General features: G+C 73.2%; 21 protein-coding genes and 1 tRNA gene. 5 read left to right on the forward strand and 17 right to left on the reverse strand.

The window, feature by feature from the left end; translation table 11 throughout:
- Positions 1-69: 69 nt before the first annotated feature.
- Positions 70-660: a TetR/AcrR family transcriptional regulator gene (locus tag ACZ7H1_RS14195; protein WP_470786553.1), complete on the reverse strand. Its 591-nt coding sequence runs from the start codon at positions 658-660 to the stop codon at positions 70-72.
- Between the two features lie 163 nt (positions 661-823).
- Here ACZ7H1_RS14195 and ACZ7H1_RS14200 point away from each other — a divergent pair, with 163 nt between their 5' ends.
- On the forward strand, positions 824-4,198 hold the full coding sequence (locus ACZ7H1_RS14200) for a S41 family peptidase (protein WP_470786555.1): 3,375 nt from the start codon (positions 824-826) through the stop codon (positions 4,196-4,198).
- 132 nt (positions 4,199-4,330) lie between these two features.
- On the opposite strand, the gene ACZ7H1_RS14205 is transcribed toward ACZ7H1_RS14200, so the two are convergent.
- From ACZ7H1_RS14205 to ACZ7H1_RS14220, 4 genes are all read right to left on the reverse strand, one after another.
- Positions 4,331-4,504, reverse strand: a complete 174-nt coding sequence (locus tag ACZ7H1_RS14205) for a hypothetical protein (RefSeq protein ID WP_470786556.1) — start codon at positions 4,502-4,504, stop codon at positions 4,331-4,333.
- 76 nt (positions 4,505-4,580) lie between these two features.
- Positions 4,581-5,465: an SDR family oxidoreductase gene (locus ACZ7H1_RS14210; RefSeq protein ID WP_470786557.1), complete on the reverse strand. Its 885-nt coding sequence runs from the start codon at positions 5,463-5,465 to the stop codon at positions 4,581-4,583.
- Positions 5,462-6,403 (reverse strand): alpha/beta fold hydrolase, encoded by a 942-nt coding sequence (locus ACZ7H1_RS14215; RefSeq protein ID WP_470786559.1) that lies wholly within the window; start codon positions 6,401-6,403, stop codon positions 5,462-5,464. Before ACZ7H1_RS14215 ends, ACZ7H1_RS14210 begins: the two co-directional genes overlap by 4 nt.
- Positions 6,400-7,977 carry a flavin-containing monooxygenase gene (locus tag ACZ7H1_RS14220; RefSeq protein ID WP_470786646.1) on the reverse strand — a complete coding sequence of 526 codons (1,578 nt, stop codon included), beginning with the start codon at positions 7,975-7,977 and terminating at the stop codon, positions 6,400-6,402. The genes ACZ7H1_RS14215 and ACZ7H1_RS14220 overlap by 4 nt, the downstream gene beginning before the upstream one ends.
- 209 nt (positions 7,978-8,186) lie before the next feature.
- Between ACZ7H1_RS14220 and ACZ7H1_RS14225 the strand changes: the two genes are divergently transcribed.
- Complete coding sequence (locus ACZ7H1_RS14225; RefSeq protein ID WP_470786648.1) at positions 8,187-8,849, forward strand: MerR family transcriptional regulator; 663 nt, start codon at positions 8,187-8,189, stop codon at positions 8,847-8,849.
- Here the strand turns inward: ACZ7H1_RS14225 and ACZ7H1_RS14230 are convergent.
- Positions 8,837-9,646: an exodeoxyribonuclease III gene (locus ACZ7H1_RS14230; RefSeq protein WP_470786560.1), complete on the reverse strand. Its 810-nt coding sequence runs from the start codon at positions 9,644-9,646 to the stop codon at positions 8,837-8,839. The two genes, ACZ7H1_RS14225 and ACZ7H1_RS14230, sit on opposite strands and share 13 nt — an antisense overlap.
- 46 nt (positions 9,647-9,692) lie before the next feature.
- Here ACZ7H1_RS14230 and ACZ7H1_RS14235 point away from each other — a divergent pair, with 46 nt between their 5' ends.
- Positions 9,693-10,187, forward strand: a complete 495-nt coding sequence (locus ACZ7H1_RS14235; RefSeq protein ID WP_470786562.1) for a GNAT family N-acetyltransferase — start codon at positions 9,693-9,695, stop codon at positions 10,185-10,187.
- A gap of 184 nt (positions 10,188-10,371) precedes the next feature.
- Here the strand turns inward: ACZ7H1_RS14235 and ACZ7H1_RS14240 are convergent, their stop codons facing one another.
- On the reverse strand, positions 10,372-11,730 hold the full coding sequence (locus tag ACZ7H1_RS14240; RefSeq protein WP_470786563.1) for a CoA transferase: 1,359 nt from the start codon (positions 11,728-11,730) through the stop codon (positions 10,372-10,374).
- Positions 11,731-11,917: 187 nt separating this feature from the next.
- On the opposite strand from ACZ7H1_RS14240, the gene ACZ7H1_RS14245 reads away from it, so the two are divergent.
- On the forward strand, positions 11,918-12,202 hold the full coding sequence (locus tag ACZ7H1_RS14245; protein WP_470786565.1) for a DUF6355 family natural product biosynthesis protein: 285 nt from the start codon (positions 11,918-11,920) through the stop codon (positions 12,200-12,202).
- Between the two features lie 16 nt (positions 12,203-12,218).
- On the opposite strand, the gene ACZ7H1_RS14250 is transcribed toward ACZ7H1_RS14245, so the two are convergent.
- The 3 genes from ACZ7H1_RS14250 to ACZ7H1_RS14260 are packed head-to-tail and all read right to left on the reverse strand — an operon-like array spanning position 12,219 to position 13,543.
- Complete coding sequence (locus ACZ7H1_RS14250) at positions 12,219-12,419, reverse strand: tautomerase family protein (protein WP_470786566.1); 201 nt, start codon at positions 12,417-12,419, stop codon at positions 12,219-12,221.
- Positions 12,420-12,422: 3 nt separating this feature from the next.
- The gene (locus tag ACZ7H1_RS14255; protein WP_470786567.1) at positions 12,423-12,806 is read right to left on the reverse strand and encodes a nuclear transport factor 2 family protein; all 384 of its coding nucleotides are present in this window, start codon (positions 12,804-12,806) and stop codon (positions 12,423-12,425) included.
- The gene (locus ACZ7H1_RS14260; RefSeq protein WP_470786568.1) at positions 12,803-13,543 is read right to left on the reverse strand and encodes an SDR family NAD(P)-dependent oxidoreductase; all 741 of its coding nucleotides are present in this window, start codon (positions 13,541-13,543) and stop codon (positions 12,803-12,805) included. The genes ACZ7H1_RS14255 and ACZ7H1_RS14260 overlap by 4 nt, the downstream gene beginning before the upstream one ends.
- A 140-nt stretch (positions 13,544-13,683) precedes the next feature.
- On the opposite strand from ACZ7H1_RS14260, the gene ACZ7H1_RS14265 reads away from it, so the two are divergent.
- Positions 13,684-14,583 carry a LysR family transcriptional regulator gene (locus ACZ7H1_RS14265; protein ID WP_470786569.1) on the forward strand — a complete coding sequence of 300 codons (900 nt, stop codon included), beginning with the start codon at positions 13,684-13,686 and terminating at the stop codon, positions 14,581-14,583.
- Between the two features lie 60 nt (positions 14,584-14,643).
- Here ACZ7H1_RS14265 and ACZ7H1_RS14270 read toward each other — a convergent pair.
- From ACZ7H1_RS14270 to galU, 7 genes are all read right to left on the reverse strand, one after another.
- Positions 14,644-14,717, reverse strand: a tRNA-Ala gene (locus ACZ7H1_RS14270).
- Between the two features lie 67 nt (positions 14,718-14,784).
- A complete protein-coding gene (gene sepX / locus ACZ7H1_RS14275; RefSeq protein WP_470786570.1) occupies positions 14,785-15,876 on the reverse strand; it encodes a divisome protein SepX/GlpR in 1,092 nt (363 codons plus the stop codon).
- Between the two features lie 141 nt (positions 15,877-16,017).
- Positions 16,018-16,623 carry a GNAT family N-acetyltransferase gene (locus tag ACZ7H1_RS14280; RefSeq protein WP_470786571.1) on the reverse strand — a complete coding sequence of 202 codons (606 nt, stop codon included), beginning with the start codon at positions 16,621-16,623 and terminating at the stop codon, positions 16,018-16,020.
- A gap of 17 nt (positions 16,624-16,640) precedes the next feature.
- The gene (locus ACZ7H1_RS14285; protein ID WP_470786650.1) at positions 16,641-17,132 is read right to left on the reverse strand and encodes a MogA/MoaB family molybdenum cofactor biosynthesis protein; all 492 of its coding nucleotides are present in this window, start codon (positions 17,130-17,132) and stop codon (positions 16,641-16,643) included.
- Positions 17,133-17,272: 140 nt separating this feature from the next.
- A complete protein-coding gene (gene moaC / locus ACZ7H1_RS14290) occupies positions 17,273-17,761 on the reverse strand; it encodes a cyclic pyranopterin monophosphate synthase MoaC (RefSeq protein WP_470786572.1) in 489 nt (162 codons plus the stop codon).
- 84 nt (positions 17,762-17,845) lie between these two features.
- Positions 17,846-19,174 carry a molybdotransferase-like divisome protein Glp gene (gene glp, locus ACZ7H1_RS14295; protein WP_470786573.1) on the reverse strand — a complete coding sequence of 443 codons (1,329 nt, stop codon included), beginning with the start codon at positions 19,172-19,174 and terminating at the stop codon, positions 17,846-17,848.
- A gap of 4 nt (positions 19,175-19,178) precedes the next feature.
- On the reverse strand, positions 19,179-20,081 hold the full coding sequence (galU, locus tag ACZ7H1_RS14300) for a UTP--glucose-1-phosphate uridylyltransferase GalU (RefSeq protein WP_470786574.1): 903 nt from the start codon (positions 20,079-20,081) through the stop codon (positions 19,179-19,181).
- Positions 20,082-20,126 lie beyond the last annotated feature (45 nt).

The raw sequence follows: 20,126 nt of genomic DNA on the forward strand, positions 1-20,126 counted from the left end.
GGGCGTGCGGAAGCCGCCCGACGACGAGAGCGGCGCCTGTCAGGTGGTCCTGCTGGGGAGTGGGCGGGACTAGAGACCGAGGGCGGGGAAGACCACGGAGTCGATGAAGTCGCCGAGGAAAGCCCGGTCCACCGGTCTGTCCTCGATCAGCGGGAGCGCGATGAACGCCCCGATGAGCATGTGCGGTACGAAGTCCAGGGCCGGACAGTCCGGGGCGATCTCGCCCCGGTCCACGGCTCGCTGGAGGAGCAGTTGCAGCCCGGTGATCTCCGGGTCGACGAGCAGCTCCCTCAGCGCCTTGTGGAGTTCCGGGCTCTCGTGGACCGCGTGGGTCAGGCCCCGCATCAGTGCGGTGTCCTTCGCCATCTGGTCGTCGTCGGAGTGCTCCACCATCACCGCGAAGTCCCCGCGCAGGCTGCCCGTGTCGATGTCCCGCAGGGACACCGGCTGGGTACAGCGCAGCGCTTTGGCGACCAGCTCCGGCTTGCTCCCCCACTGGCGGTAGAGCGTCGCCTTGCTGGACTTCGTGCGGGCCGCGACGGCGTCCATGGTCAGTGCCTCGTAGCCGACCTCCCGCAGGAGGTCGAGGACCGCCTCGTGCAGCTCGGCCTCCCGCTCGGGGGTGATCCGGCTGCGCCGGGGCGTGACCGCTTCGGCCATGTCCGGGACCGCCTTTCGAACGAAACTGTTTCGTACCGCTATGACGATACCCCGGACCCCAGCGAAACGAAACCGTTTCGTTTCGACTTAGCCAGATGCGGCGGCGTGAGGTGGATCACCTGTACGAGTTGCCGGGCCCCCCTACCGCGGAAAGCATTGGGGGGTGAGTCACGACGTCGCGTACCTCCGGTTCCCGCACCTGCACGACGACCTGCTGTGCTTCGCCGCCGAAGACGACCTGTGGGTCGCTCCCCTGGTCGCGGAGGGCGAACCCCCCGGCCGGGCCTGGCGGATCACCGTCGACCGCACCCGGGTCGGCCATCCCCGCTTCTCCCCCGACGGCAGCCACATCGCCTTCACCACCTGGCGCAGCCTCGATCCCGAGATCCACCTCGCACCGGTCGACGGCGGCCCCGCACGGCGGCTGAGCTACTGGGGCTCGACCGACACCCGCGTCTGCGGCTGGACCCCGCCCGGAGAGGACGGCCACAGCGACATCCTGGCCGTCTCCTCGCACGGCCAGCCCTTCTCCTACTACTCCTGGGCCTACAGCCTGCCCACCGACGGCAGCCCGGGCGGCCGGCTGCCCTGGGGCCCGGTCTCCGACATCTCCGTCCACGAGGAGCCGGGGGGCGAGCGCCGCACCCTGCTCCTCACCGGCAAGCCCCCGCACGAGCCCGCGGCCTGGAAGCGCTACCGCGGCGGCGCGACCGGACGGCTGTGGCTGCACGGCGTACGGCTCCTGCCGCACCTCGAAGGCCACCTGGACTCCCCGATGTTCGTGGACGGCAGGATCGCCTTCCTCTCCGACCACGAGGGCATCGGCAACCTGTACTCGTGCCTGCCCGACGGCACCGGCCTGCGGCGGCACACCGACCACGACGCCTTCTACGCCCGCCACGCCTCCAGCGACGGCTCCCGGGTCGTCTACCAGTGCGCCGGCGACATCTGGCTCGTCGACTCGCTCGCGCCGGACGCGGTGCCGCGCAAGCTGGCGGTGCGGCTCGGCGGTCCGCGCGCGGGCCGCCGCCCGTACTCCGTGCCCGCCGCCAGCCACGTCGACGGGCTCAGCGTGGACGCCACCGGGCGGGCCAGCGCCGTCACCGTACGCGGCAGCCTGTACTGGCTCACCCACCGCGACGGACCCGCCCGGACCATCGCCGACACCCCCGGGGTCCGGGTCCGGCTCCCCGAGATGCTGGGCAGCGGCGGCAAGGTCGCGTACGTGACCGACGCCGACGGCGAGGACGCCGTCGAGATCGCCTACCTGCCCCGGGCCAGCGGCGACCGCGAACCCCGGCGGATCGCCTCCGGCCGCCTGGGCCGCGTCCTGGAGCTGGTGTCCGACCCCGACGGCGAGCGGCTCGCCATCGCCTCCGACGACGGCCGCCTGCTGCTCATCGACGCGACGGAGGACGAGGAACCCGACGCGGAGGACGGAGCCGGGACGGAGCCGGGACCCGGGGCCGAGCCCGCGGCCGATGCCGAGCCCGGGACCGAAGGCTCCGGGGACGGCGAGGTCACCGAACTGATCCGGTCCATCAACGGACCCGTCACCGACCTCGCCTTCTCCCCCGACGGGGCCTGGCTCACCTGGTCGCACCCCGGTATCGGCCGCTCGCTGCGCCAGATCAAGATGGCCCGGATCTCGGGCCCCGGCGCCCGCAGCGTCGTCGACGTCACCAACGGCCGTTTCGAGGACGAGAATCCGGTCTTCACCCGGGACGGCCGCTACCTGGCCTTCCTCTCCTGGCGCGGCTTCGACCCGGTCTACGACGTGCACACCGGCGACCTGTCCTTCCCGCTGGGCTGCCGCCCGTACCTCGTCCCCCTCTCCTCGGCCACCCCGTCGCCCTTCGCCCTCTCCCCCGACGGCAGGCCCGCCGCCGGCGGACTCGACCCCGCCGAGAGCGACTCCGGCGACGGCACGGTGACGGTCGAACTCGAAGGGCTGGAGAACCGCGTCACGCCCTTCCCCGTAGCCGCCTCCAAGTACTCGGCGCTCCACCCCGTCAGCGGCGGCGGGCTCGTCTGGCTGCGCTGGCCCATCTCGGGCGCGCTCGGCGAGACCTTCGCCAACCCGGCCGACACCTCGGGCAAGCCCACCCTGGAGTACTTCGACATCACCAAGGCCCGCAAGACCGAACTGGCCTCCGGGCTGGACTGGTTCGCCGTCAGCGGCGACGGCACCCGGCTCGTGGTCAACGACGACGGCGACCTGCGCGCCGTGCCCGCGACCGAGTCCGGCGACGGGGACTCGACCGTCTACCTGGACATGCGCCGGATCCTGCACGAGGTGGACCCGCCCGCCGAGTGGCGCCAGGCCTACGAGGAAGCCGGGCGGATCATCCGCGCGTACTTCTGGGACCCCAAGATGTGCGGGATCGACTGGGACGGCGTGCTGAGCCAGTACCGCCCGCTGGTCGAACGCGTCGCCTCCCCCGACGAGTTCGCCGACCTGCTGCGCGAGGTGCTCGGCGAGCTCGGCACCTCGCACGCGTACGTCGCACCCGCCCGCCGCAACGAAGGCCCGCCGCACTACCAGCGGGCGATGGGCCTGCTCGGCGCCAACCTCGTCCCCCGCGACGGCCGGTGGATGGTCAAGCGGATCCTGCCCGGCGACTCCTCCGACTCCAAGGCCCGCTCCCCGCTGGCCGGCACCGGCATCCGCGAGGGCGCGGTCCTCACCCACGTCGACGGCCGCCCGGTGGACCCGGTCGCCGGCCCGTACCCGCTGCTGGCGGCGGCCGGCGGCACCACCGTCGAGCTGACCTTCCGCCCGGCCCCGGCCAACGGCTCGGAGGGCCGCGCGCGGCGCGTCGCGGTCGTGCCGCTCATCGACGAGCGCCCGCTGCGCTACCAGGACTGGGTCGCCAAGCGGCGCGCCGTGGTCCGCGAGGTCAGCGGCGGCAAGTGCGGCTACCTCCACATCCCCGACATGGGCGGCTCCGGCTGGGCCCAGTTCAACCGCGACCTGCGGATGGAGATGTCCCGGCCCGCGCTCATCGTCGACGTCCGCGGCAACGCCGGCGGGCACATCAGCGAGCTGGTCGTGGAGAAGCTGAGCCGGCGGATCCTGGGCTGGGACCTGACGCGCAACGCCCAGGCGGTGTCGTACGCCTCCAATGCGCCGCGCGGCCCGGTCGTGGCCCTCGCCGACGAGGCGACCTCGTCCGACGGCGACATGATCACGGCGGCCTTCAAGCTCCTCGGGCTCGGCCCGGTGGTCGGCCAGCGCACCTGGGGCGGGGTGGTCGGCATGACCGGCCGCCACACCCTGGGCGACGGCACGGTCATCACCGTTCCCATGAACGCCGCCTGGTTCTCCGAGTACGGCTGGTCCGTGGAGAACCACGGGGTCGAGCCGGACGTCGCGGTGCTGCGGACCCCGCTCGACTGGGCCGAGGGCCGCCACGCCCAGCTCGACGACGCCGTCTTCCTGGCGGTGGAGATGCTGGAGCGGAGCCCGGCGGCGGTGCCTCCCGGCCACACCGACGTACCGGACCGGCGCCGCCCGCAGCTCCCGCCGCGCGAGTAGCCGGGAGCGGCGAGCACGGCAGGCACAGCAGCCACGGCAGGCACGGCAGGAGGGGCGCGGTCCGGTGCGGACCGCGCCCCTCGGCGCTGTGTGCGGGCGCCCGGTGGCAGTCGGGCGGTCAGCGGGCGGGGACTACGCGTCCCACGTGTCGTCGAACTCCTCGCGCGCCTTCTCCGCCTGCTTCTTGGCCGGGGCGGGTGCCTTCGCGCTCCGCTCGGACGCCTCGTCCTTCGCGCCCTGCGCGGCGTTGCGCGCCCGGTCCGCGAGCTCGGCGGCCTTGTCCTGGAACTGGTCCTTGATGCCCATGCTGTTCACTCCTGGGGAGGTGTCGGTGGGTGGGCCTCGACCAGACTTTCACGCAAGGACATACAACGCATTTCGATCAGTTACTCTGTGTGCGCGCCCGCTCGTCCGCGGCCCCGCCGGCTCCCACGAGCCCCTTGGAAACCCCGCCCAGCCGGGGCTCGAACCGCTTCATCTCGCGCTGTCCGACCCCCCCGATGACCGCGGGCAGGTAGCCGCGGACGCCCTGCATGCCGCGCAGCCACCACTGCGCGTACACGTGCGCCTGGCGCCGCTCGATGCCGGCGACGATCCGGTCCACGGCCGGGCCCAGCGGGTACGTGCGGTTCGACGGCCAGGGCAGCCGCTGCCGCAACTCCCGCATGACCTCGTCCTGGTCGGCCCCGCGCACCATGTCGGTGTCCGTCCAGGACAGGTAGCCGACGCCGACCTTCACGCCCTTGTAGCCGACCTCGGCGCGCAGGCTGTGCGCGAAGGCCTCGACGCCGGACTTGGAGGCGCAGTACGCCGTCATCATGGGCGCCGGGGTGATCGCGGCGAGCGAGGCGATCTGCAGGAAGTACCCGCGGCTCTCCATCAGGACCGGCAGGAAGGCCCGCGCGGTGACGGCGCCGCCGATCAGGTTGACCTCGATGACCCGGCGCCAGGCCACGGGGTCGGAGTCCACGAAGGGGCCGCCGGACGCGACGCCGGCGTTGGCCACGACGATGTCCACCTTGCCGAAGCGCTGCTTGACCTCCTCGGCCACGCGCGCCATCGCCTCGTGGTCGGTGACGTCCGCGAACCAGTGGTCGCTGTCGGTGTGCAGGCGCTCCGAGACCTCCTTGAGGGCCTCCGGCTCCAGACCCACCAGGGCGATCTTCGCGCCGCGCGCGGAGAGCTTGCGGGCCAGCAGCTCGCCGACGCCGCGCGCGGCCCCGGTGACGACGGCGACCTGGCCTTCCAGACTGGTGCGTGCGCTCACGGTGTCTCCTCCTGGGCGGGAACGGCTGCGGGCGCAGCGGAAACGTACGTGCGGACGAGCTCGGCGATCCGCCCGGTGACAGCCTCGGGGGCCTCGACCGGGGTCATGTGGCCCACGCCGGTGAGCTCGGTGAGCCCCACGCAGTGCGGCAGTGCCCCGGCCAGGCCCCGTGCGTGCACGGGCGGGGTGAGCCGGTCGGCGGTGCCGCCGATGACGGCGGTCGGCACGCGCAGGGCGCGCACGCCCCGGTCCAGGTCGAGCTCGGCCAGCACCCGGGACCAGGCGTGGCGCACCCCGGTGGGGCAGGCGTGCACGATCCGGGCGCAGGCCTCGACCCGCTCGGGGGCCGAACCGGGGCCCATGGTCGCGTACTTGAGCACGGCGCGGGCCACCGGTGTGACCGGTCCCAGCGGAGCCCGTGCGCCGAGGACCGCGCGGGTCAGCCGGGTGCGCGCCCGGCCGGGGCGCAGCGGCAGTACGAGCGCCTCCGCGACGAGCCGTGCGCTGCCGGTGCTGCACAGCAGGACCGCGGCGGCGTGCTCGGTGAACTCGGGGCGCTCGGCGGCCGCCATGACCGTCATGCCGCCCATGGAGTGTCCGGCGACGACGGCCCGTTCGCCGGGGGCGAGGGCGGCCTTCAGCACGGCGACGAGGTCGTCGGCGAGCGCGGTGGTGTCGTACCGGTCGGCGGCCGGGCTGCGGCCGTGGCCGCGCTGGTCGTACGCGATGACGCGGTGGCCGGCGGACAGCGCGCGCACCTGCGCCGCCCAGAAGGCGGTCGAGCAGGTCCAGCCGTGGGCCAGGACGATCGCGGGCGCCTCTTCGGGGCCGTGCACCTCGACGTGCAGGCGGGAGCCGTCGGCGGACACCGCGACCAGCTCACGGCGGGCGGCGGGCGGGGCGTAAGGGCCGTCGGTGACATGCGTGGGACGGCTCATGCGGCGCCCTCCTCGGCGGGGGCGGCGGAGGCCGCCGGGGCAGGGGCTGCCGGGGCGGAGACGACGGCCCCGGCCGGCACCCGGTCCCGGTGGCGGACGACCTCGTACTCGGTCAGGTCGACGGCCCGCGTCTCGCGCCGGAACTCCCCCGTCGTGCCCGGCCACACCGTGGTGTTGCGGCCGCCGGAGTCGAGGTACCAGCTGGTGCAGCCGCCGGCGTTCCACACGGTCCGCGTCATCCGGTCCTGCACCCGCCGGTTCCAGGCGTGCACCGCCGAGGGCCGGGCCGCGAGCGCCGCCCGCCCGCCCAGCAGGCCGAGCTGGCGCAGGTAGTCGGCCATGTAGTTCAGCTGGGACTCGATCATCAGGATCATCGAGCTGTTCCCCAGCCCGGTGTTCGGGCCGATGATCGTCATCCAGTTGGGGAATCCCGCGGCCGTCGCGCCGCGCAGCGACTGCATGCCGTCCTTCCAGGTGTCGGCGAGGGTCTTGCCCTCGGCGCCCACCACCCGGTCGGCGATCGGCATGTCCGTCACGTGGAAGCCGGTGCCGAAGACGATCGCGTCGACGTCGGTCTCCGTACCGTCGGAGGCCACCAGGGTGTTCCCGCGGATCTCGGCGAGCCCGGAGGCCACCAGGTCGACGTTGGGGCGGGCCAGCGCCGGGTAGTACTCGCTCGACAGCAGGATCCGCTTGCAGCCGATCCGGTAGGAGGGCGTCAGCTTGGCCCGCAGCTGCGGGTCCTTGATCGAGCGCGCCATGTTGGCCTTGGCCAGGGACTCGACCAGGCCGAGCTGGTTCGGCCGCTTGGTGAAGGCGCTGACCTGGAGCTCGCGGATCCCCCAGAGCAGCCCGCGGCGGGCGGCGCGGGTGAAGGGCAGCTGCCGGTGCAGCCAGCGCTCGACACCGCTGATGGCCCGGTCGGTGCGCGGCAGCACCCACGGGGGCGTGCGCTGGAAGAGCGTCAGCCGCCCGACCTCGGAGGCGATGGCGGGCACGATCTGGATGGCCGAGGCGCCGGTGCCGATCATCGCGACGCGCTTGCCGCGCAGGTCGTAGTCGTGGTCCCAGCGGGCCGAGTGGAAGACCTTGCCGGGGAAGTCGGCGAGTCCGGGGATCTCGGGCGTCTTCGGGTCGGACAGCGGGCCGGTCGCGGAGACGACCACGTCGGCGACGAGGTCGCCGGACGAGGTCCCGATCTCCCAGTACAGCTCCTCGGCGTTCCAGCGCATCACGCTGACCTCGGAGTTCAGCCGGATGTGCCGCCGCAGTCCGAAGGTGTCCGCGACCTGCTCCAGGTAGGCCCGGATGTGCCGCTGGCCGGAGAAGGTGCGCGGCCACTCGGGGTTCGGGGCGAAGGAGAAGGAGTAGAGGTGGGAGGGTACGTCGCAGGCGCACCCCGGGTAGTCGTTGTCGCGCCAGGTGCCGCCGACCGCATCGGCCCGTTCCAGCACGACGAAGTCGGTGATCCCCTCACGGCGGAGCCTGACCGCGGCGCCCAGGCCGCCGAACCCGGATCCGATCACCGCCACCCGTACGTGCTCGCGTACGCGCTCGCCCTCACGCTCGGCCATGCCGCCGTCCTCCCGCAGTCCCTGTCCCGAGTCCACGACTCTGCCAGCAATCACTGGCATGGTTGGGAGGGTAGAGCAGCGCAGTACTCATGGGTAGGGGCCACGCGCGGAAAGTTACCGACGGTACGCACCTCACCCCATAGGCTGCGCCCGTGGTGGACGACAAACAGCCTGCAGAGCCCGAGAAGGGCACGGTACGCGAGTACCGGATGGAGGAGCTCGCCGAGGCGGCCGGCATCCCGGTGCGCACCGTGCGCTTCTATCGCGAGCGCAAGCTTCTCCCGCCGCCGCGCCGCGAGGGCCGCATCGCCTGGTACGACGACCACCACCTGGCCCGCCTGCGCACGATCGCCGCGCTGCTGGAGCGCGGCCACACCCTCGGCGGGATCGCCGAGCTGACGGCGGCCTTCGAGAGCGGCCGGGACGTCGGCCAGCTCGGCGAACTGCTCGGGCTCCCGGACGGCGGCCTGGACTGGTCCGAGGAGACGCCGGTGCGGCTGACGCCCGAGGCGCTCGCCGACTACTTCGAGGGCGAGGTCACCCCGGAGAACCTGGCCGCCTCGCTGGAACTCGGCTACCTCGCCGTCGACGGCGACGAGATCGTCCACATCAGCCGCCGACTGCTGGACGTCTCCTCCGCGCTGGTCCGCGAGGGCGTCCCGCTCGCCGCGGTGCTGGAGGCGGGCCGCCGCGTGCGCGAGCACGCGGACGCGATGGCGGAGCTGTTCGGAGAGCTGATCGCCGCCCACCTGCCGGGCGGCCCGGACGACCTGCCCGGGGCGATGGACCGGCTGCGGCCGCTGGCCAAGAGCGTGGTCGAGGCCGAGCTGTCGATGGCGATGGACCGCAGGCTGCGCGGTCAGGGCCCGTAGGTGACCGTCACGGGCGCGTGGTCGGACCAGCGCTCGGGGTGCGTCGCGGCCCGCTCGACGACGGCCTTCACCGCCCGCGCGGCCAGCCCGGGGGTGGCCACGTGCAGGTCGATGCGCCAGCCGGCGTCGTTGTCGAAGGCGCGGCCGCGGTAGGACCACCAGGAGTACGGGCCCTCGGCCTCGGGCTCCAGCGAGCGCACGACGTCGACGTAACCGGCCCCGTCACCGTCGGCGGCATAGACCTGCCCGAGCCAGGCGCGCTCCTCCGGCAGGAAGCCGGCGTTCTTGCGGTTGGTCTTCCAGTTCTTCAGGTCGGCCTCGCGGTGGCAGATGTTCCAGTCCCCGCAGACCAGCACCTCGCGGCCGTCCGCGGCCGCGCGGCTCCGGAGCCCGGCGAGGTAGGGCAGGAACTCCGCCATGAAGCGGTACTTCTCGTCCTGCTTCTCGGTGCCGGCCTCGCCGGAGGGCAGGTACAGGCTCGCGACGGTCACGCCCGGGAGGTCGACTTCCAGGTAGCGGCCGCTCGCGTCGAATTCCTCACTGCCGAAGCCGACCTGCGTGCGCTCGGGCGCCCGCCGCGTGTAGAGCGCGACGCCGGCGCGGCCCTTGGCCGCCGCGGGGGCGAAGACGGTGTGCCAGCCCTCGGGCTGCCCGACCTCGACCGGGATCTGCGCTTCCTCGGCCCGGACCTCCTGGAGGCACACCACGTCGGCCCCGGTCCCGGCCAGCCACGGCACGAAGCCCTTCTTCGCCGCGGCGCGGATCCCATTCACATTCACGGAGGTCACAGTGAGCATCCCGGCACCATACCTCCGCCGTTTCACGCTTCCGTACGATGTTCACATGCCGAACGGGATCCACCTCCGCGCCGCCTCCTACGACCACCCGGACGCGGTCAAGCTCAACGACCAGGTCCAGCTCGAATACCGCGAGCGCTACGAAGGCGAAGGCGACGCGACCCCGCTCGACCCGGCGATGTTCACCCCGCCGAACGGCCTCTACCTCCTTGCGTACGACGCCACGGGCGCCCCGGTGGCCAGCGGGGCCTGGCGCCGCCAGGACGCGAACGACGAGGGCTACTCGGACGGGGACGCCGAGATCAAGCGGATGTACGTGATCCCGGAGGCCCGGGGCCTGGGCCTGGCCCGCCGCATCCTGGCCGAACTGGAAGCGGACGCCCTTGCGGCGGGCCGTACCCGCATGGCCCTGGAGACGGGCGACCAGCAGCCGGAGGCGATATCCCTCTACCTGTCGAGCGGCTACGACTACTGCGAAAAGTTCGGCCTCTACCGCACCTACGACTCCAGCCGCTGCATGTCCAAACCCCTGAAGCCGTAACCCTGCCCGGGAGCAGCCGCCACCGACGGCAAGCCCACCGGGCCGCGCCCGGCAGCCGGCCCGGCAGCCGCCGACGGCGGGCCACCACCCACGGGAAGCCCTCAGCCCCACCCACCCACCCGCACGGGTGGTGCGGGTGGGTGAACCAGCCCGCGCGGAGCGCGGGCGCAGCCCGCCCGGCCGGCTACAGCCAGGCCGCCTGGTCCGTACCCCAGCGCGACGGCCTCCGTACCCAGTCCCCCGCCACACCCGCCAGCGGCGACTTCGCGTACCGCAGCCGCCCGTACGCCGAGTCCCCCTCCAGCAGCCAGTCCTCCGCGTCGTACGCGCCCGCGGACTCGGCCACGGGGACCGCAGCCACGTCGCGGACCAGCCACGAAGCCGTACCGGCCAGCGAGTACCGCAGCGCCCGCCCACCCCCCTCCGCGAGAGCCCTCAGCACGCCCGCCGCGATCAGATAGCCCGTCCCGTGGTCCAGCGCCTGCGCCGGCAGCACCCCCGGACGCCCGTCCGGGCCCGCCTCCAGCGCGGCGATCCCGTAGCCCGCCTGCACCAGCGAGTCGAAGCCGCGCCGCCCCGCCCACGGCCCGGTCCAGCCCCACGCACACAGCTGCGCCACCACCAGCCCCGGCCGGCGCGCCATCAGCTCCTGCGCCGACAGTCCGAAGCGGTCCAGCGCCCCCGGCCGGTACCCGGAGACCACCACGTCCGCCTCCGCCAGCAGGGATTCGAACACCGCCCGGTCCCCCGGCCGCGCCAGGTCCAGCTGCGCCGACCGCTTGCCGAAGCCCGTGTCCGCCTGCGCGTCGTCCGCCTCCGGCAGCCCCGGCGCGTCCACGCGCAGCACGTCCGCGCCGAGCAGCCCCAGCGTCCGGGTCGCGACCGGCCCCGCGATGACCCGGGTCAGGTCCAGCACCCGTACCCCCGAGGCCGGCAGCCCGGCCGGCGCGTCCGGGCCGAGCACCCGGCCCCGCACCTCTCCGTCCTGCGCCTCCACCAGCGGCAGCGGCGCCCCGAGCCCGTCCGCCACCGCGACGGCCAGCCCGCCCGCCGCGTACACCTGCTCCTGGACGTCCTGCGCCGACCGGTCCGCCAGGATCTTCCGCAGCTCCTCGGGGGTCTCCTGCCCCGGACCCAGCCCCAGCGCCGCGGCCAGCGCGGCCCGGTGGTGCGGATAGTTCGCGTGCGTGCGCAGCCATCCGCCGTCACCCGTGCGCCAGAAGCCGGACAGCGGGGCGAAGCTCACCGGCGCGCGCCCGTCGACCCGCAGGTGACGCTCGCTCACGAAGGCGGTCGAGACCGCCCCTTCGTCCACCGTGAGCCGCTCCGGCAAGCCCGCCGACCCCGTACGCGCGGCGGACAGTTCCGCTGCCGCCAGCGAGCACGCCCCGACCGTGGCCCGGGCCAGTTCCCGCACCGGCAGCCGCCCGCCGCCCAGCGCGCTGCCGCCCCGGTACCGGGCCCGCGCCGCGAACTCCTCCGCGCCCCCGAGCGCCGACCACGCCAGCGCCGTCACCGCATCCACCTGCTCGTTGATCGTCATGCTGCATTCTCGGTCCAAACCCGATCCCACCGGATCCGGTGAACTGATTCGCTCGTACGAGCGACACGGCGTGACTACGCACCGTCATGATCGAAACACTCTTCGTGCGCGACCCGTCACACCGGCTACACCCGCTACACCCGCTACACCCGCTACATACGTTGCGCTTTACACGAGGAGTGTCCCCATGCGATCCACGCGACCGATGCGTTCCCTTTCCGCCGCCCTCGGCGCCACCGCCCTGCTGTTCGGCCTCGGCACCGTCACGGCGACGCCCGCCGCCGCCAACCCCTGCGGGTTCTACGAGACGCACTCCGACGCCTGGTACAACCACTGCGCGACCAACACCCGCGTCGTCATCGAGGTGGAGGTGTGGGGGCCCAACTACGAGCGCTGCGTGGGCCCCGGCGACACCTGGCTGGGTTCGGCGAGCAAGATCGACGGCGCCTGGTACGTCGGCCGCACCTGCTGAGCCCACAGCCGACCGGCTAGCCCTGCCGGCGGAACTCCTCCGCCGGCAGACCGCCGATGCCCCAGTCCTCGAGGGCGACCTCGTCGATGACCACGAACGTGGTGGCGGGGCTCTTGTCGAGCACCTTCACCAGCACGTCGGTGATCCCGGCGATGACCGCCGCCTTCTGCCCGGGCGTGGCGCCCTCCCGCGTGATCTTCACGTTCACGTACGGCACAGCTCAGTCCTCCGTCTCGAAGTGGAAGACCTTGGCGATGATCTGCCAACGCTCCTCCACCAGCAGCAATGTCAGGAAATCGGTGTAGTGGCGGGGCCCCATCGCGCATTCCACCCGGGCCAGCGCGGTCACGGGCCCCGCGAACTCCACCGAGACGATCCGGTCCCGGCGGGCCTCCCGCCGGGCCGCCGGCGGCTCCCTGCGGTCGACCACGGGGAAGTACTCCGCCATGCTCAGCCGCAGCAGGGGCCCCTCGGTGGCCGTGGCGTACACGGCCTCGGGGTGGAAGACCCGGGCCAGCAGCCCGGTGTCCCCGCGGTACAGCCCCTCGAAGTAGTCCGCCAGCACCCGGCGGACCGCGTCCCCTGCGGTCGGCTCCCCGGTCACAGCGAGCGCCCGGTGACGTGACCGCCGTCCACGCGCAGGGAGTGGCCGGTGACGAACTCCGCCCCCGCGAGGTACACCACCGCCTCGGCGATCTCGGAGACCTCGCCGACCCGGTCCAGCAGCGCGAGCCCGCCGAGGGAGTCGACGTCGGAGCCGTCGTGCAGGGGGCTGCGGACGATGCCGGGCGCGACCAGGTTGACCCGGATCCCGTCGGCCGCGAGTTCGGCGGCGAGGCTGGTGGTGAGGGCGTGCACGCCGCCCTTGCTCGCGACGGGCGCGGACGCCGGGAAGCCGCCGAGGCCGTGGTCGACCAGGACCGTGCCGATGTTGACGATGCTGCCGCCGCGGCCCTGCGCCCGCAGCTGCCGGACCACGGCCTGCGTGGTGAGGTAGGTGCCCTTCAGGTTGCCGTCCAGGAAACCGTCGAGCTCCTCCTCGGTGACCTCGGTGAACGGCTTGGAGGCGAAGGTCCCGGCGTTGTTGACCAGGACGTCGACCCCGCCGAACCGCTCGACCGCTGCCCGGACCAGGGCTGCGCCGGTAGCGGCGCTGCCGATGCCCCCGGCGACCTGGGCGACCCGCTCGGGGTGCCCGAGCCCGGCGGCGGCCTTGGCGAGCCGGTCGGCGTCCCGCCCGTTGACGACCACGTTGGCGCCCTGCGCCAGGAACGCTCGGGCGACGTCCAGGCCGATGCCGCTCGACGATCCGGTGACGACGACGGTGATGGGATGAGACATGGAGAACTCCTGTGGATGCGAAGGCCGCTGACGTGCCGTCCAGACGGCCCGCCCGCCGGCGCCGTGCCGACATCACGAACCTAGGAGCCCGCCGCTCATAACACCACGACGAAGATCGAAGCCTGCCATAATCCAGGGTTATGACACTGGATGTGGACCTGCGCGACCTCGAACTCCTCTCCGCCACCGCGGACGCGGGCACCCTCACGGCCGCCGCCGAGCACCTCTTCGTGAGCCAGCCCGCCCTGAGCCAGCGGCTCACCCGCCTCGAAGACCGCCTCGGCATGCAGCTCTTCGACCGCCGCGGCCGCCGCCTGGTGCCGAACGCCGCCGGCCGGCGGATGCTGGTGGCGGCCCGTCAGGTCCTGGGCGAACTGGAATCCGCCACGCGCGACCTGCGCGAGATGCGGGACGGCGGCGAACGCCGCGTGCGGTTCACGGCCGAGTGCAGCACGACCTTCCAGTGGCTGCCCCCGGTGATCCGCGCCTTCCGCCGCCGCCACCCCGAGGCCGAGGTCCGCATCGAATCGGTCCCCGACGACGCCCCGGTGCCCGCCCTGCTGGCCGACCGGCTGGACGTGGCCCTGGTGACCAAGCCGGACGTGGAGATGGACCGGGTGAGCCTGACGCCGCTCTTCGACGACGAGATGGTGATCGTGGTCCCGGCCGGCCACCCGTGGGCCGCGCTCCCCCACGTCACCGCGGCCGACTTCACCGACGCCCACCTGGTGCTCTACGAGGTCTACGACCAGAACCGGATCCCCTCGATCCCGCTCCCGCTGCCCCACGGCGCCCGCCCGGCCCGGATCAGCACCATGCCGCTGATCACCGACCTGCTGATCGAGATGGTGGCCGGCGGCCAGGGCGTGACCGTGCTCCCCAACTGGGTGGCCGCTCCGTACGTTTCCTCGCACGACCTGGCGCTGGTGCCGATCGGCGCCGAACACCTCACCCGCACCTGGTTCGTCGCCACCCGCCGCGGCCCGCTCCCGCCCCACCTCACGGCGTTCGTCGAGGAGCTGACCGCCCGCTTCCGCTGAGCCCACGGGCAAAAGCAGAGGTCCCGCCCGGTCAGTGACCGGGCGGGACCTCTATGTCTGTGGACCTGTGGGGATTTGAACCCCAGACCCCCTCGATGCGAACGAGGTGCGCTACCAGACTGCGCCACAGGCCCTTGCGACGTGTGAAACATTAGCATCCCCATCGGCGGATCCAAAAATCCGATCCCCGCAGGTCATGCCTCACTCGTTCGCGGCCCGCGGGCGGTCGTCCGACTCGTACTGGTCGAACAGCGGAGTGCGGCCGCGCTCGCGCGGCCGGCGGCGGTCCGCAGGGCGCTGCTGGCGCTCCCCCGGAGCCGGGGACGGAGCGGGCACCGCCGCCTCCGGCTTCTGCCCGGCCTCCTGCGTCCGGGCCCGCAGGCGCGGGTCCGTCGGCTCGGCCGCACTGGAGCGCGCCGCGCTCCAGGACTCGGCCGGGCCGGAGGCGCGCGGGGCCACGGGGGCGGTCACGTACGTCGGCAGAGGGACCGGCACCGGCTCCCAGCTGTCGCCGCGCGCAGGACCGCGCTCGCGCTCGCGCTGCTGGTCCACCCACTCGGCGTGGTCGGTCTGCTCGACCAGCGCACGACGGCCGGCCTCCTGCGGGGAGACGACCGGGGCGGGTTCGGGCTCCGATCCGGTGTCCGTGGCGGACTCGGCCTCGCGTCGGCGCGGGCGGTTCTCGCGCAGTTGCCGGGCGGCGGCCTCGGCGCGCCGTCGGTCCATCGTGAAGGCGAAGCGCCGCTTCTCCTGGACGCGGAGGTGGACGATGTACGCGCTCAGCAGCACGGCCGGCACGCCGGGCGCCCACAGGAACCGCAGGCCGCCGACCGCGGCGACGACCGCGCCGAGCGTGAAGACCAGGAAGAGCAAACCGGTGGTGCGCCGGCGTCGGGCGAGCACCTGGAGGCGCTGGCGCCGTGCGCGTTCCGCGGCAGCCGCACCGGCAGCCGCGGCGGCTGCGGCCGCTGCGGCCTGCGACGGTCTGGGCTCCGTCCGGGTCGGGGGCACGGCTGTGGCCCGGACGTCGACGTCGACGGAGCTGATCGCTTCCGTCGCGGCGTCCGGGTCCACCGGGGTCACCATGGGCGCTGCCTCTGCACCGCGCTCACGCAATTCCTTGGCGTAACGGCGCTCCATGCCCGCCCGGCCGGAAAGCAGCCGGATGGCGGTGGAGAAGCGTTCCGTCGGACGGGCTTCGTTCAGCTCGTCCTGCCTCCGGAGCCACATGGGCACCAAGTAGGCGGCCCAGGCCCCGACGATGACTGCGTAGATGAGGCCGCTGCTGCTCACATCTCACACCGTAGAGGGGTACGGGCGACGGCATCGGCCAATTGGGCCGGTGTGTCGCACGATCTGGCTGATATCACGGACTTTTTTTGTGATTCTTCGGATCAGCTTATGGGCTAATCGCTGGGAATTCGAACAAGCTTTTCATTTCTGCGTGCTGCCGGGCCTCGCCCGGTGCCATCGGCGCAGCAGCCCCTCCGGCACCTCTTCGGCCGTCAGTGCGAACACCAGATGGTCCCGCCATGCTCCGTCGATGTGGAGATAACGCGGCCGCAGCCCTTCCTCGCGGAATCCGAGTTTCTCCACGACCCGCCGGCTCGGTCCGTTCTCGGGGCGAATGCACACCTCGATCCGGTGCAGCCCCACGGTCCGGAAGCAGTGGTCCACGGCGAGCGCGACCGCCGTCGGCATGACACCGCGTCCGGCCACCTCCCGGTCGACCCAGTAGCCGACGTGGCCGGCGCACATCGAGCCCCAGGTGATCCCGGCTACCGTGAGCTGCCCGACGAGCCGGCCCTCGTACTCGATGACGAACGGCAGCATGCGGCCCGCGTTGGCCTCGGCGCGCAGATGGCGGACCATCTGGCGGTACGTGGGCCGCTGGACGACGGGCCCCCACGGCGCGGGCGGCGGGATGGTCGCCTCCCACGGCCGCAGCCATTCGCGGTTGCGCCGGTTCACCTCGCGCCAGGCCGACTGGTCGCGCAGCTTTATCGGGCGGAGGACGACCGGGCCGTCCGCCAGCACCACCGGCCAGGAGGGACGGTTCAGCTCGGGCTCCCGGAAGGTCGCGGATGGTCTCCGCCGCGGATCTGGTCCACGGCGTGCAGGAGGAGGCGGTCGAGGACCGCGAGCCCGTCCCTGACGCCGCCGGGCGAGCCGGGCAGGTTGACGATCAGGGTGCGGCCCGCGACCCCGGCGAGCCCCCGGGAGAGCGCCGCGGTCGGTACCTTCGCCAGTCCTTCGGCGCGGATCGCCTGCGGGATCCCGGGGATCTCGTAGTCGAGCACGCGGGAGGTGGCGTCCGGGGTCCGGTCGGTGGGCGAGATGCCCGTACCGCCGGTGGTGAGGATGACGTCGTACCCGGCCGCCACTCCGTCCCGCAGTGCCTGCTCGACCGGGTCGCCGTCCGGTACGACCCGAGGGCCGTCCACCGCGAAGCCGAGTGCGGTCAGGCCCGCGGCCAGCAGGGGGCCGCCCTTGTCGGCGTACACACCGGCGGACGCGCGGTTGGAGGCGGTCACGACGAGGCCGCGCAGCGCCGGCTTCGCGGGGCCTGCGGGCGGCCGGGTCTCCCACGCCCCGCCGGCTGCGGGCAGCGACGAGCCGGAGGGGCCGGGGGCACCCGCCGCTGCGGGGCCGTGGCTGTGGCTGTGGGCCTCGCCGCCGCGCGGCGCGTTCACGCGCGGCTCCAGTCGCCCGACTTGCCGCCCGTCTTCTCCTCCACGCGCACGTCCGTGATGACCGCACCCTTGTCGACGGCCTTCACCATGTCGATCACGGTGAGTCCGGCGACCGCGACGGCGGTCAGCGCCTCCATCTCGACGCCCGTGCGGTCGGCGGTCTTGACGGTCGCGAGGATCTCGACGGCGTCGTCGGCGACCGACAGGTCGAGCTTCACGCCCGAGACGGCGAGCGGGTGGCACAGCGGGATCAGGTCGGGGGTCTTCTTGGCTCCCATGATCCCGGCGATGCGGGCGGTGGCGAGGGCGTCGCCCTTGGGGACTCCCTTGCCGCGCAGCAGTTCGACGACCCGGGGCGAGACCAGTACGCGCCCGCTCGCCCGGGCCGTACGGGTGGTGATGTTCTTCTCGGACACGTCGACCATCCGGGCCGCGCCGGCCTCGTCGATGTGGGTCAGCCTGTTCTGCGCACCTGGGGTACTCATGTGGTTGTGCCGCTCCCGGTCCGGGCCCGCAGACGTTCGTGCGAGGCCTGTGTGGGCCAACACGCTACCCGCACCCACAGGGGTTCAGCCGAGCAGGACCACTTCCAGCTCCGTGCCCGGCTCCACCGAAGTGACGTCCTCCGGTACGACGATCAGGGAGTCGGCGTGGGCCAGTGCCGCGATCAGGTGGGAGCCGGAGCCGCCCACCGTGGCGACCGTGCCCTGCTCGGCGTCGTACTTGCCGCGCAGGAACTGCCGGCGGGCCGGCGGGGAGGTGAGCGCCTTGCCGGACTCCAGCACCGCGCGCACCACGGGCCGGTGCAGCTCCGGCAGACCCATCAGCGCCCGGATCGCGGGCCGCACGAACAGCTCGAAGGAGACGTACGAGGAGACGGGGTTGCCCGGGAGGGCCAGCAGGGGGGTGTGGTCGGGGCCGATCGAGCCGAAGCCCTGCGGCTTGCCCGGCTGCATGGCGAGCTTGCGGAAGTCGATGCCGGCGCCGGGCTCGTCCTCGTCGCCGACGGAGGACAGGGCCTCCTTGACGACGTCGTACGCCCCGACGCTGACGCCGCCGGTCGTGACCAGCAGGTCGGCGCGGATGAGCTGGTCCTCGATGGTGGCGCGCAGGGTCTCGGCGTCGTCGGCCACGGCGCCGACGCGGTAGGCGATGGCGCCCGCGTCCCGCGCGGCGGCGGCGAGGGCGAAGCTGTTGGAGTCGTAGATCCGGCCCTCGGTCAGCGCCTCGCCGGGCTGGACCAGTTCGCTGCCGGTGGACAGCACGACCACCCGGGGGCGCGGGCGCACCCGGACGGTGCCGCGGCCGATGGCCGCGAGGAGCGCGATCTGCGGCGGGCCCAGGACCGTGCCCGCGCTGAGCGCGAGGTCGCCGGCCTGGACGTCGCTGCCGCGCGCGCGGACGTGGGCGCGGGCCTCGGCGGCCCGGTGCACCCGCACGTCGCCCCCGGCGCCCTCCGGGGCGGCGCTGGCGGGGGTCATCCCGGCGGCGGCTCCCGCGCCGGTGCCGCCGTCGGTCCACTCGACGGGGACGACGGCCTCCGCGCCCGGGGGCAGCGGGGCGCCGGTCATGATGCGGGCGGCCTGTCCGGGTCCCACGGTGGGCAGGTCCCCGCTGCCCGCCGCGACGTCCCCGATCACCGTGAGCACCGCGGGGAACTCCTCGCTCGCCCCCTGGACGTCGGCCACCCGGACGGCGTACCCGTCCATCGAGCTGTTGTCGAAGGGCGGCAGGGCGACGGGCACCGTGACGTCCTCGACCAGGACACAGCCCTGGGCGTCGAGCAACTGCAGCTCGATCGGCTCCAGCGGGCGGACCGCGGCGAGGATGTCGGCCAGGTGCTCGTCCACCGACCAGAGGCGCTGGCGGCCGGTGTCCTGCGGTGCGGTGGTGCTCAAAGTGCTACATCTCCTCGGTGACGTAACTGCGGAGCCAGGTCCGGAACTCGGGGCCAAGGTCTTCACGCTCGCACGCGAGTCTGACAATGGCCCGCAGGTAGTCGCCCCGGTCGCCGGTGTCATAGCGGCGGCCCGTGAAGACCACCCCGTGCACCGGGCCGCCGACGCTCTCGTCCTCGGCAAGCTTCTGCAGGGCGTCGGTGAGCTGGATCTCCCCACCGCGGCCCGGCTCGGTCTCCCGCAGTATGTCGAACACGGCGGGGTTGAGGACATAGCGTCCGATGACCGCGTAATTGCTGGGGGCCTCCGCCGGATCCGGCTTCTCCACGAGTCCGGTGACGCGTACGAGGTCGTCCTCGTCGGTCTTCTCCACGGCCGCGCAGCCGTAGAGGTGGACCTGCGCCGGATCGACCTCCATGAGGGCTACGACGCTGCCGCCGGTCTCCGCCTGGATCTCCACCATGCGCGACAGCAGCGGGTCGCGGGGGTCGATCAGGTCGTCGCCGAGGAGGACCGCGAAGGGCTCGCGGCCGACGTGCGGGGCGGCGCAGAGCACGGCGTGGCCGAGGCCGCGCGGGTCGCCCTGGCGGACGTAGTGCATGGTCGCCAGGTCGCTGGACTCCTGGACCCGCTTCAGGCGGTCGTCGTCGCCCTTGGCGGCGAGCGCCGACTCCAGTTCGTAGTTGCGGTCGAAGTGGTCCTCGAGCGGCCGCTTGTTACGTCCTGTGATCATCAGGACATCGGTCAGCCCGGCCGAGACGGCCTCCTCCACGACGTACTGGATCGCCGGCTTGTCGACGACAGGCAGCATTTCCTTGGGGGTGGCCTTGGTCGCCGGCAGGAACCGGGTACCGAGTCCGGCCGCCGGGATGACAGCCTTGGTGATCACTGGGTGCGACAAAGTCATGGCGGCACGATAGCCGCTGAGTATGCAACGAAGGTTAGATTCCGG

The organism is Streptomyces sp. NPDC037401, from assembly GCF_055602345.1.